This window comes from Streptomyces sp. NPDC001027 (genome assembly GCF_040299045.1).
In the GTDB taxonomy this organism is placed as follows: domain Bacteria; phylum Actinomycetota; class Actinomycetes; order Streptomycetales; family Streptomycetaceae; genus Streptomyces.
Genome location: NZ_JBEPBI010000084.1, coordinates 1 through 15,607 on the forward strand (window position 1 = coordinate 1; position 15,607 = coordinate 15,607).

Below are 15,607 nucleotides of genomic sequence, written 5' to 3' on the forward strand. Positions count from 1 at the left end.
GGACTCTGTCTTCATGCGCCGACACCGCCGCGATCACCCGATCCAGAACCCAGTTCGACTGAACACGTCCACCGACCGGTATGCGGAAGCCTTCTTAGGGGTCCTTGCAGAAAGATCGTGTTGTGGCACGGTGGAGATGTATGTGATCCCGTCTTTTGTGGGGTGTGACCATGGCGCGGCGGAAGCCGTGGGAGGTCAGTGAAGAGTTGTGGGCGGTGATCGCGCCGCTGTTGCCGAAGCATGAGCGGCGGTTCCGGTACCCGGGGCGCAAGCGGATCGATGACCGCAAGACGCTCCAGGGTGTGCTGTTCGTCCTCTACACCGGTGTCCAGTGGGAGTTCCTGCCGCAGGAGTTGGGGTTCGGTTCCGGTCCTACCTGCTGGCGGCGGCTGGCCGAGTGGCAGGAGGCCGGTGTGTGGGAGGAGCTTCAGCGGGTGCTGCTGGACGGGTTGCGGGCGGCGGACCGTCTGGAGTTCTCCCGCGCCACCATCGATGCCTCCCATGTGCAGGCCAAGCGGGGGCGAGGCAGCCCAAAAGTCGGCCCGAGTCCGGTTGACCGCGCCCGGCCGGGCTCGAAACACCACGTCCTGACCGACGCCCGCGGCACTCCACTGCGGGTGTCACTGACCGGCGGACACCGCCACGATGTCACCCAGCTGCTGCCGCTGGTCGACAGCCTTGGGCCGGTGCGGGGCAAGCGGGGCCGGCCCCGGCGCAAACCCCGGACGTTGTACGCCGACCGCGGCTACGACTACGACATCTACCGCCGCCGCCTGCGCGAGCGCGGCATCACACCGAAGATCGCCCGACGCGGCCAGCCACACGGCTCGGGCCTGGGAAAGGTCCGGTGGGTCGCCGAGTCCGCCATCGCCTGGCTCCACGGCCCTCGGCGCCTGCGAATCCGGTGGGAAGCACGCGACGACATGCACGACGCCTTCCTCCAACTCGCCCACTGCATGATCCTCGCCCGCAAGAACCCGGCTTTCTGAAAGCACCCCTTAGGCCGGGACGGTTTCGGTGCACGAGCCTGGGTAGCCGTAGGCTTGCGACGGCCGTGGGAGAAGCCTGCCGAGTCCCGGCTGGCTCAGCCCGGCTTGAGTTCGCCGGGCGTTTCGGAACCTCTGTCCGCACCTGCACTGTCCGTGCATCGAAACCCTCAACTCCCGTACATAGCTATTGCCTTCGCATCGCGGATGGATGAGCCGTGCACACGGGCATGGTGCGAGGTCGAGTGCCGTGGCATGGAGCCCGGCCGAGTACGTGCGTTGCGCGCGGCCATCATGCGGGGGATTCTTGCACCATCGGAAGGGTCTGTAACGGGGAAAGGTTTCTACCCCCCACCGGCCCCCCTTTTTTTCAGGGTGGATCGCCTGTGGGTAAGAACCGGTCTTGGGCGACTTGCCCAGGCCGGTAACTCGGCGTAATCGCGAGAGGGGCCTGCGCGCATCCGTCGGCGGGCCGGGTTCGACACTTGTTGCACACGGGTTGACATTCCGCTCGAAGAGGATTGAGTATCTCGTCTGCAAACGATTGATTGAATCGATTCAATCGATGGGTGAGTGCTCTGCGTCGGGCCAACGCCGGGAGCGCTGTCCGTCCCTTTCCCCCGTGTCACCGAAGCGAGGACTTTGCGATGCAGCACATTTCCCGCCGCTCCGCCCTGCGCTCCGCGATAGGCGTGGCCCTGGCACCCGCCCTGGGCTCTCTGCTTCTGCCCGGCGTCGCCCCGGCGGCTTCGGCCGCGGTCTCTTGGACCGCGAAGTGGATCTGGGCGCCCTCCAGTTCCGCGAACCAGTGGGTGGCGTTCCGTAGATCGTTCACCTTGAGCGCGGCGCCATCGAAGGCGGTGACCCAGATCGCGGCGGACTCGAAGTACTGGCTGTGGGTGAACGGCACCCTGGTGGTCTTCGAGGGCGGGCTCAAGCGCGGCCCCAACCGTACGGACACGTACTACGACGAGATCGACCTCGCCCCGTATCTGAAGAGCGGCGCCAACACGGTCGCGCTGCTGGTGTGGTACTTCGGCAAGCAGGGCTTCTCGCACAGCAGCAGTGGCAAGGGCGGGCTGCTGTTCCAGTCGGACGTCGAGGTCGGCTCGACGACCACCCGGCTGGTCAGCGACACCGCCTGGAAGCACACCGTCCACCCGGGCTACTCGAACAACACGAGCGGTACCCAGGTCAACTTCCGGCTGCCCGAGTCGAACGTCTACTACGACGCCCGCAACGCGACCGCGATGTCCGGCTGGGAGTCCGCAGGCTTCGACGACAGCGGCTGGAGTGCGCCGACCGACTTCGGTGCCGCAGGCGGGGCCCCCTGGAACGGCCTGGTGCAGCGGCCGATCCCGCAGTTCCGCTACTCGGGGTTGAAGTCGTACGCCAACGCGACCTCGCTGCCGTCCACGGGCCAGGGCTCCACCGCGATCTCGGCAACACTGCCGTCCAACATCCAGGTCACCCCGTACCTGAAGGTCGACGCGCCCGCCGGGGCCGTGATCGGCATCCAGACCGACCACTACGACGACGGCGCGGGCCTGACCGGGATCGAGCCCGGGACGCAGTACAACATGCGCGCCACCTACGTCTGTAAGGGGGGCACCCAGGAGTTCGAAGCGCTGGCCTGGATGAGCGGTACGGCCGTGCGGTACACCATTCCGGCGGGCGTGACGATCCAGGAGCTGAAGTACCGCGAGAGCGGCTACGACACCGACTTCGCCGGGTCGTTCAGCAGCAGTGACGCCTTCCTGGACACCCTGTGGACCAAGGCGGCCCGCACGATGTACGTCAACATGCGCGACAACTACATGGACTGCCCCACCCGCGAGCGCGCCCAATGGTGGGGCGATGTGGTCAACCAGCTCAAGGAGGGCTTCTACACCTTCGACACCAAGTCCCACGCGCTGGGCAAGAAGGCCATCGCCCAGCTCGCGGCCTGGCAGAAGCCGAGCGGAGCGCTGTACTCCCCGGTCCCCACGACGATCTGGACCGCCGAACTGCCCGTCCAGATGCTCGCCTCGGTGTGGTCGTTCTGGACCTACTACCTCTACACCGGCAACGAGAGCGCCGTCACCGCCGCCTACCCGGCGGTGAAGCGATACCTGGACCTGTGGACCCTGGACGGCGACGGCCTGGTCAACCACCGGGCCGGGGACTGGGACTGGGAGGACTGGGGCACCAACATCGACGCCCGCATCCTCGACAACTGCTGGTACTACCTTGCCCTGGACACCGCCGCCAAACTCGCCGACCTCAGCGGCAACGGCGGCGACGTGGCCGGCTGGAAGTCCCGCCGCGACAGCATCAAGGCCAACTTCGACCGCGTCCTGTGGAACTCCTCCCGCAACGAATACCGCTCACCGGGCTACACCCGCGACACCGACGACCGCGCCAACGGCCTCGCCGTCGTCGCCGGCCTCGCCCCCGCCTCGCGGTACAAGGCCCTCACCGAGGTCCTGCGCACGCACCTCAACGCCAGCCCCTACATGGAGTTCTACGTCCTCGAAGCGCTCTACCTCATGGGCGCGGCCACGGTCGCCGAGGAACGGATACGCAACCGCTTCGCCGCCCAGGTCGCCGACCCCGCCTGCCACACCCTGTGGGAGGTATGGGTCAAGTCGGAAGGCACCGACAACCACGCCTGGAACGGCGGCCCCCTGTACGCCCTGTCCGCCTACGCCGCCGGTGTCCGCCCCACCAAGCCCGGCTGGGAGACCTACGAGGTGATCCCACAGACCGGTACCCTCACGAAGATCAACACAGTGGTGCCCACGGTCGAGGGAGACATCCGCTTCGGCATCACCCGCGACGGCACCGAGGTCACTCTGACCCTCACCTCTCCGGGCGGAACGACCGCGCGGGTGGGTGTCCCCACCTACGGGGGCTCCTCGCCCGTCATCAAGGCCAACGGCACCACCGTCTTCACAGGCGGCTCCTCCACCGGCAGCGTGTCCGGCCTCAGCTATGCGAGCAAGGACTCCTCCTACGTCTACTTCACCCTGCAGCCAGGCAGTTGGACGTTCGCGGTCACCGGCGCGGGCAGGCTTGACGACGTCGCCCTCGGCAGGTCGGTCACCAGCAACAACAGCCTGGAGAACAGCGACTGGGGCAAGAACCGGCTCACCGACGGCAAGCTCACCAGCGTGGCCGGCGCCAAGGGCTACACCAGCAACGACTTCTCCTCCGCCGACGTCAGCGCGAACCCCGTCTGGGTCGAGATCGACCTCGGCGTCGACACCGACCTCGACGCCGTACGCCTCTTCCCCCGCACCGACACCCCGGCCGCCGGCGGCGGCACCGCGGGCTTCCCGGTCGACTTCAGTGTCCAGGTCCGGGCCGACGGCAGCTCCTCCTACTCCACCGTGCGCACCGTCACCGCCGAGCCCAACCCGGGTGGGCTCGTGCAGACGTACGGCTTCAAGACCACCACCGCCCGTTATATCCGCCTGCAAGCGACCAAGCTCGGTACTCCCGCCACTGACGAATCCAGCAAGTACCGCCTCCAGCTCGCCGCGCTCACCGTCCCCACGGCCGCGACCACAGTCGCCGCCAACTACACGCTGGAGAACGGCGACTGGAGTAAGACCCGGATCCTGGACGGCACGCTCACCAGCGTGGCCGGGGCCAAGGGCTTCACCAGCATCGACTTCCCCTCCGCCGACATCAGCGCCACTCCGGTGTGGATCGAGGTCGACCTCGGTGCCGACCGGGCGATCGGCTCGGTCACGCTCCACCCCCGCACCGACACCAGCGGAGCCGGCGGCGGCACCGCGGGCTTCCCCGTCGACTTCACGATCCAGACCCGGTCCGACGGTTCGTCCTCCTACACCACCGCGCGCACCGTCACCGCCGAACCCAACCCCAACGGAGCCGCCCAGAGCTACACCCTCACCTCCGCCACTGGCCGCTACCTGCGCCTGCGCGTCACCAGGCTCGGCCGACCCGCCTCGGACGAGACCAGCAAGTGCCGTCTCCAACTCGCCGAGATACGCATCCGGTAGCGCGCCGATAGTCTGGAGCTGGGTCGACCTGGCGGGCTTCCACGCAGTCCCGCCGCCGGTCCACCGATCCAGTGCACCGGGATCTGATCCCGGAAAACCAATGGGTGGTACGTCACGGGCACTGCCCGTGACGTACCACCCATTGACACCCGGCTTCTGTACCTCGCTGGTGTCACCTGCCGTTCCGATCGGCATCCCGCAAGCCAGCCCTGCCAGTAACCTGCGGCTCCAGCCAAGATATCCGTCTGGTCTTTCGACGGACGTTGAATCGTTCAACAGGCGACCTGGAACGGAACGTAGCATTGGGGCAGGTTACGGGATGAGGTGACGGTCAGGAACTGCGGCAACGTCCAAACGGCAAGGCCGCCGGCGATACCCACGACCGTTCCCGACTGGCCACGTCTGTAGGAGCGGCTCAGCAGTTGGCCGGGTGGGTCTCACAGTACCGCGGAGACCCAGGAGGGGAAACCGACCCCGCATGGGCCTGCGTCTCCGACGTAAGGACGAGTCCGAGTGCGGCACACGCGATGACGAAACCCATCATTACGGTTTTGCGCAGTTGGCAGAATGTGGCGTTCATAAAACTCCTTCAGTGTTCAATCGCTTGCGAAGGAAACGTTACGTGATCTCTGTGAACTTTTGCCCAGCTGTGGGATAGATTTTTCTTTCTTTTATGGCTTTGGCGCGTGAGGGGGTGACCTTGGCCTGGGGCGAGTTGAGCGCCACAGTTGCAGGGTGCTTTCCACTGGATTGTAAGGGGGAAATTCCATCCCGACGGGACCGTGTGCGTTTTCTCAGGCGAATGGCATCGGAGCGGCGCTACGTCAGCCCCCATTGCCCGCCTCGCCTTGCTGTAAGGGGACGACGGCTCGGAAAGAGGCTTAGGTGATCCCGTCACCCATGTCAAATGTAATCGCCGGTAATCGTGGGCTGTGCCTCACTGTTTTTTCTTCCTTCAAGTCGTGTTGGCGGTCTTTCCTCGGTGATAAAGTGACGAGATTCTCTGCCGCTGAGTTTGTTACGACTTGAAATGGAATCGGAACGGTATGCGGCGACACGTGGCTGCTGCGGCGCTACAAGGAGAGCCTGTGGCATGCCTGGGCGCTGTTGTGGCCGCTCACCATTGCCGTGACGATGATTTCGTCGCGATCGATGCCAGGCCGTGGGATGCTTTCACAGGTTCCTCCTAGTGTCGCGTGATCCTGTTGGCATCACTTTGAGTTGTTCGCGACGAGCTTCTTGATGTTGGTCTGGACGAGGCGGACCTTCGCCAGGATCTCGCCGGCGGTCGCGGTCCAAGTGAAGGGCCTGGCCTCGGAGTTCCAGGAGTCGATGTAGTTGTGGATCTGCGTGATTAGGACATTGACGCTGGCGAAGGTGCCGCGGCGGATCGACTGCCGGGTCAGGATGCCGAACCAGGTCTCGATCTGGTTGATCCAGGGTTCGGTTCGTCGGTGCGGCGGGATGATCAGTGAGCGGTGAAGCCGCCATCGACGGGCAGAGCGGTTCCGGTGACGAAGCTGGCGCCCGGACTGCACAGCCACAAGACAGCAGCGGCGATCTCGTCCGCGCGCCCCAGGCGCCCGGCGGGCTGTTGCTTCAGAATCTCGGCCACGGCATCGGCTTGGTTCTCGACCATCTCGGCGACCATCGGGGTGTCGATGACACCGGGGCACACGGCGTTGATGCGCACGCCCCTGGGGGCGTATTCGACGGCGGCGCTTCGGGTCAGACCGATCACACCATGCTTGGAAGCATGGTACGCCGCACGCTCGGGAAGGCCCACCAGACCGCCCAGAGACGAGCAGTTGACGATGGCGCCGCTGCCCTGGATACGCATCTGCCGCAGCTCGTGCTTCATCGCCGCCCACACTCCCCGCAGATTGACGGCGTTGACGCTGTCGAAGGACTCGGCCGTCTCGTCGGCCGCGTCAGCGGCCGGCGCCTGGATACCAGCATTGTTGAACGCTATGTCCAGGCGACCGTACTCCGTCACCGCGCGCTGCACCGCGGCGGCCACCTGACTCTCGTCGGTGACATCGCAGGCGACGGCGATCGCTCGCCGACCGGGGGCGGCGATGTCCTTGGCAGCGGCCTGGACAGCGTCGTGGTCGAGGTCGGCCAGTACCACCGCAGCGCCGGAGTCGGCGAATGCACGGGCGGTCGCAAGCCCCATGCCGGAGGCCGCGCCGGTAACCAGTGCCACCTTCCCGTCGAAGTTGTATGTCGGGTTCATCATGTCGTTGCTCCCGTTCACAGGTCGGTGTGGTGCCAGCCGGTGGTCGATCGGCGGCGTGTGGTCACTGCTGCGGGGGGAGCCGCAGAGTGGTGGCTCTGGCCCGTCGGCGACCATGGGCTCGACGTAGCCGCTGGAGCCCATGAGCCTATTGCTAGTGCGGGTGTGGTCAGGCGGCTGTGGGCGAGGTGGCCGACCAGGGCGCGGGATGCCTCGGCCTGGTCGGTCATCGTGCGGCTTTGTCCGCGAAGGCGGGAAGGGCATCGCCGTCGGCGACGAACCGCAACGGCGGCTGCTCCTGCCCGGCCAGCACTGCGCGCTCAATAGCGGTCCCCACTACGGTCTGTGGGGCTCGTTGGCTACCGCAGCCCGCCCGTCCGTCGGTCAGATCCAGGTGGGCATGGCCATCGCCGCGTAGCGGGCGCCGAAGCCGCCGCGGGGGAGGATCTCCCGGATGGCTGCGAGGTCGGCCTCGGTGAGGGTGACGTCGGCTGCGCCGGCGTTTTCCTCGATCCGGGCGGCGCTGCGGGTTCCGGGGATGGGCACGATGTGCTGGCCCTGGGCGAGCAGCCAGGCCAGGGCGAGTTGCGAGACGGTGGCCCCCTTGGTTTTGGCGAGTTCTCCGAGCCGGTCGACGGCTTCGACGTTCTTCTCGAAGTTGCCGGGCTGCCAGCGGGGGTCGTAGTTGCGGTAGTCGGTCGGGTCGTACTGTTCGGCGGGCTTTGCGTTGCCGGTGATGAAGCCGCGGCCGAGCGGCGAGTAGGCGACGAAGCCGATGCCGAGCTCCTCGAGGACGGGGAAGAGCTGCTCGACCTCGCGCGCGAAGAGGCTGTACTCGGTCTGCAGGACGGAGACGGGCTGTACGGCGTGCGCGCGGCGGATGGTCTGCGGTCCCGCCTCGCTCAGGCCGAAGTACTTCACCTTGCCCGCGTCGATCAGCTCCTTGACGGCCCCGGCGACCTCCTCGATCGGCACGTTCGGGTCGACGCGGTGCTGGTAGAAGACGTCGATGCGGTCGGTGTCGAGGTAGCGCAGACTGTTGTCGGCAACCTTGCGGATGTGGTCGGGACGGCTGTTGAGGACGCTGCCGTTCGGCTCGGCGGTCAGGTCGAAGCCGAACTTGGTGGCCAGTACGACCTCGTCGCGGACGTCCTTGAGTGCTTTGCCGAGGAGGATCTCGTTGGAGCCGGTGCCCCCGCCGTAGAGCTCGGCGGTGTCGAAGAAGGTGACCCCGAGCTCGTGGGCCCGGCGGACGGCCTCAACCCCCGCCCGCTCGTCAGTCGGGCCGTAGGCCATCGTCAAGCCCATCGAGCCGTAGCCGATAGCTGAGACGGTCAGGCCCTGGCTGCCGAGTGTCCTGCGCTGCATGTTTCCTCCCAGAGGCAAACCAAACTGTCTGGTCTGACCGTATGCCTCTCTCCCCCTGCCAGTCAAACTGAACGGTTTGGTATGATCGGCTGCATGACTTCTCAGACCGGCGCCGACTCCACCCGTGACCGCATCGTCACTGCGGCCACGGCCGAGTTCTCCCGGCACGGAATCGCCGGCGCGCGCATCGACCGCATAGCCAAGGCCGCCCGGACCAGTAAGGAGCGCGTTTACGCCTACTTCCGCAGCAAGGAGGAGCTGTACCGCTTCGTCTCCGGCCGTGAACTTGCCGCGATCGCGGAGGCCACCCGTATGGACCCCGCCGACCTGCCCGGCTACGCAGGCCGTATCCACGATTACTTCACCGTCCACCCCGAGCGGCATCGGCTGATGGCCTGGGGCCAGCTGGAACTCGGCACGAACGATACGCCGGACGACGACCCCGTCCGCCAGGCCATGACCCACAAGACCGAGCAACTGCGCAGGGCGCAGGAGGCGGGGCTCCTCGAGCCTGGCTGGGACCCACTCGACGTTCTCATCCTCGTCAACCAGATCGGCACATCCTGGGCCAACCAGCCGGGCCTCGCCACGAGCCTCCCTCTGCGCGAGCGCGTTGAGCGCATGGCCGCCCGCCGCGCTTCTGTCGTCGCTGCCGTCCAGCGCCTCTTCCCCGCAGCCCAGGATCGGGCTGGCGGGGAGCGCTGACGCCGTGTGTGGGAATTGGTATCGCGGTATCCGCCGCAGCTATTCCTCGTCGCCACGGCGCACCGGCGCTTGAGGCGATTGATTCCGCACTCCACCGCGTGGCGCTCTTTGTAGTCGGCAGCGACTCTGCTGCGCAATTCGTTCAGGCGGAGAGTCGGTAGCTGAGCCGTTCGAGCTGCTGTGGCGGGTGCGATCGAGGGGGCCAGTGGTCCAGTGGACGTCGAGTCTGACGATGAGCATGCGGCCCGAGGAACTCCACATCCGACCTGCCTGAACTTCGTGACAACGCGAGCAGCCCTGGCCGGGAGCTGGGGCCAGGGCTCTTTTGTGCGGCCGAGTCAGTCGTCCCTACCTTGTTGATCGGGATGAGCGAGCCATTCGTAGGGTTGGCTCACCCAGGGGCGCTGGGTGTGGCTTTCAGTCGTCCGCCGTGGTTGTGGCTTCAGAGGATTGGCCGCCCGGCGCCCCACGACGACTCGGCTGCTCATTAGGAATTGCGGCACTGATCGCTCAGTAGGGACTCGACAGCGAGGTCATCCGTGGTGCCTGTACGAACACGACCTGCGGAGAAGCGAGTGACAGCGATCTGGGCCGGTCTCGATGCCGGGAAGACCCATCACCATTGCGTGGTGATCGACGACACGGGCAAGCGGCTGCTGTCGCGACGCGTCGCCAATGACGAGACCGAACTGCTCAAGCTCCTGGGCGACGTGCTCGCCCTGGGCGAAGACACCGTGTGGGGCGTTGACCTGGCCGACGGCGGGGCCGCTCTGATCATTGCGGTCCTGCTCAACCACGGCCAGCAGCTCCTCTACATCCCCGGGCGGACGGTCAACCGGGCCTCCGAGGGCTACCGGGGTGACGGCAAGACCGATGCCAAGGACGCGGCGGTCATCGCCGACCAGGTGCGTATCCGACGGGATCTCACCCCGTTGCGGCCCGGCGACGAGCTGGTGTCCGAGCTGAAGGTCCTCACCCGGCACCGCCGTGACCTCAGCGACGACCGCACCCGGACCATCAACCGGCTCCGCGGCCACCTCACCGAGATCTTTCCCGGCCTGGAACGCGAACTCGACCTGGGTAACGACGGCCCCCTGGTACTCCTGACCGGGTACCAGACCCCGGCCGCCATCCGCCGCACCGGCCGGCGGCGTCTGGCCACCTGGCTGTGCAACCGGAAGGTCCGCAGCGCCGACGAACTGGCCGCCAAGGCCGTCCAGGCCGCCGAAGCCCAGCACACCGGCGTGCCCGGCGAGGACATGACCGCCCACGTGGTGCACTCTCTGGCCAGGGAGGTGATGGCCCTCAACGAGAAGATCGCCGAGACCGACAAACTCATCGAGGGCCGGTTTCGCCAACACCGCAACGCCGAGGTGATCACGAGCATGCCTGGCATCGGTTCCCTGCTGGGCGCCGAGTTCCTGGCCGCCACTGGCGGAGACATGGACGCCTTCGCCAGAGCGGACCTGCTGGCCGCCTTCACCGGTGTCTCCCCGACGCCGCGTGACTCCGGGAAGATCAGCGGCAACCTGCACCGCCCCACCCGCTACAGCCGACGCCTCCAACGCGTCTTCTACACCTCCGTGCTGATCAGCATCCGCTGCTGCGACGAATCCCGCCGCTTCTACGACCGCAAGCGCGCCGAAGGCAAACGACATAGCCAAGCCGTAATGGCCCTCGCCCGACGCCGAGTCAAGGTCCTGTAGGCCCTCCTGCCTGACGGACGGTGCTGCAACCCCATGCCGCCCGTCACCGCGGCCACTTGACAACTCCATTAGGAATCCTTGACCGTGAGGCTGGCGTGCTGGGCGAGGTCGGGAGCGAGGTCGAGCAGCTGGCGAGTGTTGATGATGGCGCCGCGCAGATCCTCGGCCCCGGATGCGAGGCCCAGTGCCGTTACCTCGCGCAGGTCCACCCGGGTGAGAGATCCTTTGGCGAAGTCGACTTGGTCCAAGGCGGTGCCGGGGAAGAAAACTCCCTCGAGGGTGGCGCCGCCGAAATCCACGTCGCCCAGGGAGCAGTCGAGGAAGGTGACATCCCGCAGCTTGGCTCCCCGCAGGTTGACGGAGTCGAGCTTGCACTGGTGGAAGACCGTGCGCTGCAGTTCGGCCCCGTGAAGCTGTGTACCGGCCAGGAGGCTGGAGCGGCACTCGGTGTCGAGCCAGGTGGTGCTGGTGAGGGCGGTGCCCAGTAGGCGGACGTTGTGCATCCAGACGGTGTCGAACCGGCCGTGCTGCATCCGGCCGCCGTTGAAGTTCACCGAGGAGAACGCCGACTCGATGAAGCGGCTCATGTCGCGGTCTGAGTCATCGATGTTCTGGCTGTCGATGTGGATCCACTCGTACACCTCCTTACGCTGCATTTCTCGGCTGAACGGTTCGAGGCGATGTGCGTACGGCAGGTCGGAGAGGCCACGGGGGGGGGAGCGACGTGTGCGCATCAGCGTCCTTTCGTGGTGCGAGCGGCCCCAGATACGGCCCCGGAAGGACGCAGGGGCAAGGCGGAGATTGCCTGCATACAGCCGTGCGCCGACCGGCCTGACCTGGATGGTCGGGGCCTCCGGCAAGGGCGCACCCAGCAATTGCTACACCAGGTATCTTAAATCGGCAAACATGATCGCCGGGGGCTGCGGCGGGCGCGCCCCGCCGCCTTTTCGATGGACGGCCCGCGTGTAATGGATGTGGCCGGGCTGGGCGGGTCTTGATTCGCGAGGTGGCGACGGTGTGCTCGCGGGCGGCTCTGGCGCAGCGCGCCATGGCCGAAAGGCCTCGAATGTGCCGGGCTGCTCGGGTGGACGTCAGGGCCAAAGATGTGAACCAAACCGTTCAGTTTGACTGGCGGGGAGAGAGGCATACGGTCAGACCGGATAGTTTGGTTTGCCTCTGGGAGGAAACATGCAGCGCAGGACACTCGGCGCCCAGGGCCTTGAGGTCTCGGCGGTCGGCTATGGATCGATGGGCCTGACCATGGCCTACGGCCCCACCGACGAGCAGGCGGGCGTGGCTGCCATCCAGCGCGCCCACGACTTGGGCGTCACCTTCTTCGATACCGCCGAGCTCTACGGCGGGGGCACCGGCTCCAACGAGATCCTGCTCGGCGAGGCGCTCAAGGACGGCTGGCGTTCACCATCGAGTTACTCGCGGCGAACAGGCCACCAAGGCCATCCGGGACGCAGCGCCCTGATGGCGCTCTGCGATTGATCCGCGACCATTTGCTGATTTGTGAGGTCCGGGACAGTAGCGGCACCTCGCCGCATCGGTGTCGTGCCGTCCCCACCGGCGAGGGGGGAAGAGCGGGCTATTCCTTGCTGCCCAACTCGCCCACTGTTGGGGCACTCGTCATGCTGTCAACGGAATAGTCATCCGGGCTGAACAGCCCATCGTTTCGGAGCGATGCTGAACGTGGTTCGTGCGGTCGGCGCGAACCGTGTGGCCGGTTGCCCCAGGCGTTCGCTGCAATGCAGCAGACCGGCCGCGACTGCGGTTATGGGGAACGAGCCCCAGAGGTGTATCGAGGAGCAAACGGGCGCGCCCCGGGGAGATGTCGAACAGGCGCAATCGATGGACAGGCCGAGTGGCGAGTCCTCCCTGTGGGCCAGGCACTCTGGTGAGATCGGTCAGGCGGTAGGTCCCACTGACGGGAGGGTGCTTGCATCATGCCTACCGAACGGGAATGTTTTCCGGCTCCTCCTCAGCCGCGAGGTCGATGATCTGTCGCAAAACGCTGCCTTCGTGGAGAGCATCCATCGCATCGTTGATTTCCGCGAGCCCGATGCGTGAGCTGATGAGCTTCCTGAGGGGAAGGCACCCGTCCAGGAACATCGATGCAAAGCGCTGGATGTCGCGGGTCGGGTTGCCGGAACCGACGTAGGAACCGATCAACGACCGCGCCTCCGTGACCAGCGCCAGTGGCGAGACGGCCAGCGTGGCCGAGGGGCGCGGTAGGCCGACGGTCACCGTGCGGCCACCCGGGCGGGTGAGGGCTATCGCGGTCTCCAGGGCCTTCACATTGCCGACACATTCCACCACGACGTCGTAGCGCTTGCCCCTGGCCAACGCGGCCTCCGGCTTCAGGGCCTCGGCGGCCCCGAATCCCGGCGCGGCCCGGTTTTTTTGGCAGTGTGTCGACGGCGAGGATCTCGCCGGGCGATTGGGTCGCCGCCACGAGCATGCCGGCAAAGCCCACACCGCCCAGCCCGACGAACGCCACTGACTCACGGGGCTGCAGGCGTCCGGCGTTGAGAACCGCGCCACCGCCGGTGAGCACGGCACAACCCAGGATGGCGGCAACATCGGCAGGCACCTCGCGTGGTACGGCGACGAGGCTGGTGGCGTCGACCACCGCTCGGGTGGCGAAGGCCGAGACTCCTGCGTTGTGATGGACGACGGTGCCGTCGCGGTGGAGCCGTCGGCCGCCCCGGAGCAGCTCACCCCGGGTGTTGGCCCGAGCCCCGCGCCGGCATACGGACCATCCCGTGGTGTTGCAGTGCGTGCACTCGCCGCAGCGCGGGAGAAAGGTCGCCACGACGCGATCCCCGACGTCCAAGCCCTCGACCTCGGGTCCGCAGCGTGCGATGGTGCCGCTCCCCTCGTGGCCGAGGAGCATGGGGAGCGCCGCCTCGCGGCTGTCGGCTACGCGGGAAAGGTCCGAGTGGCAGACTCCGGCGGCCTCCATACGAACCTTGACCTCACCGGGTCCCGGCGCGTCGAGTTCGAGTGTCCCGACTCTGAGCGGGCGGCTCTGAGACCACGGCGGCGCCTCGGCGATCCGTTCCAGAACCGCACCACGAATCAGGGTCATGTCTCGGATTCCTCTCGGATCCGGGGCCAGGGATTCAGGACAGGCTCTGGGCCAGGCTCGCCGGTAGCCCGATGGACTTCAGCTCGACGTAAGAGTCGAAGCCCTCCGGGCCGAACTCGCGCCCGATGCCGCTCTGTTTGAATCCTCCGACCGGGGCGTGACGGCCCACCGGGTTGCCGTTCAGCTCGACCGTGCCGGTGCGGATCCGGCGAGCCAGTGAGAGGCCCCGTTCCAGATCCGTCGTGAACACCGAGCCGTTGAGGCCGTACGCCGAGTCATTGGCGATGGCCACCGCCTGGTCCTCGTCGTCGTAGGTGATGACGGACAGCACCGGGCCGAAGATCTCCTCCTGCGCGATGCGCATCGAGGGTTGGACCTCGGTGAAGACCGTCGGCTCGACGAACCAGCCATGGGGCTGGGACGCGGGTCGTCCGCCACCCAGCACGATCTTGGCGCCTTCCGAGCGGCCGAGCCCGATGTAGCCCTCGACCCGGTCACGCTGCCGGGCGGTGACCATGGGGCCGATCTGGGTGGCCGGGTCGTGGGGGTCGCCGATCGGCATCGCGGCGATCATGGCCGTGAGCCGGTCGACGAACTCGGCCTCGCGCGCACGCGAGACGAGGAGCCTGGTCTTCAGGCTGCACACCTGACCGCTGTTGCGCAGTGAGCCCGTCCGGAGCGACTCCACGGTCGCGGCGAGGTCCGCGTCGTCGAGGATGACGGCGGCGGATTTGCCGCCCAGTTCGAGGGTGACGCGCCGCAGGTTCTGTCCGCACAGCGACGCGATGCGCTGGCCCGCCGCAGTGGAGCCGGTGAAGCCGACCTTGTCGATGCCGGCGTGGGTGACGAGGTGTTCGCTGACCTCGCGGTGGGCCGGTACGACGTTGACGACACCTTGGGGCAGGCCGGCCGCCTCGAACAGCTCGGCCAGGAGGTAGGCGTTGAGGGGCGTCTCGGGGGCCGGCTTGAGCACCGTGGTGCAGCCTGCGAGCAGAGCCGGCACGAGCTTCATCACCGAGATGATCAGCGGCGTGTTCCACGGCACGATCGCCGCGACCACCCCGACCGGCTCGCGAAGCACCAGCGCGTTGCCGGTCTTGGAGCAACGCGTTTCCTGGAAGGGGTACATCTCCGCGAGATCGAGGAAGGTGTCCACGGCAACCCTGACACTGGCGGACTGGGCCGGTCGGGACTGGGAGATCGGACAGCCCACTTCGTCGGTGATGACGGTCGCGGCCAGCTCTTCGTTCTCCGCGAGCGCGGTGCTCAGCCGGCGGAGTACGTCCATCCGCTCCCGGAGCGTCATCCGCGGCCACGGGCCGTCGTCGAACGCCTCACGGGCAGCCGACACGGCCTTGTCCATGTCCACTTCCGAGGCGGACGGTACGCGCGCGATGACCTCCTCGGTGTACGGCGAGACGACATCGATCATTTCGTGGCCTGCCGGAGCGATCCACCGACCGTCGATGAACAGTTCTGCGAAGCTGCCTTGCCAGACCATT

At 66.9% G+C, this 15,607-nt stretch carries 11 protein-coding genes and 2 pseudogenes; 6 read left to right on the top strand and 7 right to left on the bottom strand.

Annotated elements, in window-relative coordinates:
• From ABT300_RS22745 to ABT300_RS22755, 3 genes are all read left to right on the top strand, one after another.
• Positions 1-202: hypothetical protein (locus ABT300_RS22745; protein ID WP_351678652.1), on the top strand; the 202-nt coding region annotated here is incomplete at its 5' end.
• Positions 171-989: an IS5 family transposase gene (locus tag ABT300_RS22750; protein ID WP_351678654.1), complete on the top strand. Its 819-nt coding sequence runs from the start codon at positions 171-173 to the stop codon at positions 987-989. The genes ABT300_RS22745 and ABT300_RS22750, both read left to right, overlap by 32 nt.
• Positions 990-1,633: 644 nt before the next feature.
• Positions 1,634-4,996 carry an alpha-L-rhamnosidase-related protein gene (locus tag ABT300_RS22755; RefSeq protein ID WP_351678656.1) on the top strand — a complete coding sequence of 1,121 codons (3,363 nt, stop codon included), beginning with the start codon at positions 1,634-1,636 and terminating at the stop codon, positions 4,994-4,996.
• A gap of 1,211 nt (positions 4,997-6,207) precedes the next feature.
• Here the strand turns inward: ABT300_RS22755 and ABT300_RS22760 are convergent.
• The 3 genes from ABT300_RS22760 to ABT300_RS22770 all read right to left on the bottom strand — a co-directional run bounded on the left by ABT300_RS22760 (position 6,208) and on the right by ABT300_RS22770 (position 8,600).
• The gene (locus ABT300_RS22760) at positions 6,208-6,534 is read right to left on the bottom strand and encodes a hypothetical protein (RefSeq protein ID WP_351678658.1); all 327 of its coding nucleotides are present in this window, start codon (positions 6,532-6,534) and stop codon (positions 6,208-6,210) included.
• On the bottom strand, positions 6,465-7,232 hold the full coding sequence (locus ABT300_RS22765; protein ID WP_351678704.1) for a glucose 1-dehydrogenase: 768 nt from the start codon (positions 7,230-7,232) through the stop codon (positions 6,465-6,467). Before ABT300_RS22765 ends, ABT300_RS22760 begins: the two co-directional genes overlap by 70 nt.
• A gap of 384 nt (positions 7,233-7,616) precedes the next feature.
• Entirely contained in the window at positions 7,617-8,600 is a 984-nt protein-coding gene (locus ABT300_RS22770) for an aldo/keto reductase (protein WP_351678660.1), read from the bottom strand.
• Positions 8,601-8,693: 93 nt separating this feature from the next.
• On the opposite strand from ABT300_RS22770, the gene ABT300_RS22775 reads away from it, so the two are divergent.
• On the top strand, positions 8,694-9,305 hold the full coding sequence (locus tag ABT300_RS22775) for a TetR/AcrR family transcriptional regulator (RefSeq protein WP_351678662.1): 612 nt from the start codon (positions 8,694-8,696) through the stop codon (positions 9,303-9,305).
• Positions 9,306-9,880: 575 nt separating this feature from the next.
• Positions 9,881-11,011, top strand: a complete 1,131-nt coding sequence (locus ABT300_RS22780) for an IS110 family RNA-guided transposase (RefSeq protein WP_351678664.1) — start codon at positions 9,881-9,883, stop codon at positions 11,009-11,011.
• A gap of 68 nt (positions 11,012-11,079) precedes the next feature.
• On the opposite strand, the gene ABT300_RS22785 is transcribed toward ABT300_RS22780, so the two are convergent.
• The gene (locus tag ABT300_RS22785; RefSeq protein ID WP_351678666.1) at positions 11,080-11,667 is read right to left on the bottom strand and encodes a pentapeptide repeat-containing protein; all 588 of its coding nucleotides are present in this window, start codon (positions 11,665-11,667) and stop codon (positions 11,080-11,082) included.
• A gap of 532 nt (positions 11,668-12,199) precedes the next feature.
• Here ABT300_RS22785 and ABT300_RS22790 point away from each other — a divergent pair.
• Positions 12,200-12,418 (top strand): annotated as a pseudogene (locus tag ABT300_RS22790) (aldo/keto reductase); the annotation flags it as partial.
• 546 nt (positions 12,419-12,964) lie between these two features.
• Here ABT300_RS22790 and ABT300_RS22800 read toward each other — a convergent pair.
• The 3 genes and pseudogenes from ABT300_RS22800 to ABT300_RS22810 form a co-directional block, all read right to left on the bottom strand.
• Positions 12,965-13,360: a zinc-binding dehydrogenase gene (locus ABT300_RS22800; RefSeq protein ID WP_351678667.1), complete on the bottom strand. Its 396-nt coding sequence runs from the start codon at positions 13,358-13,360 to the stop codon at positions 12,965-12,967.
• 313 nt (positions 13,361-13,673) lie between these two features.
• A pseudogene (locus ABT300_RS22805) lies at positions 13,674-14,105 on the bottom strand (alcohol dehydrogenase catalytic domain-containing protein); the annotation flags it as partial.
• Positions 14,106-14,139: 34 nt separating this feature from the next.
• Positions 14,140-15,606 carry an aldehyde dehydrogenase gene (locus ABT300_RS22810; RefSeq protein ID WP_351678669.1) on the bottom strand — a complete coding sequence of 489 codons (1,467 nt, stop codon included), beginning with the start codon at positions 15,604-15,606 and terminating at the stop codon, positions 14,140-14,142.
• Position 15,607 lies beyond the last annotated feature (1 nt).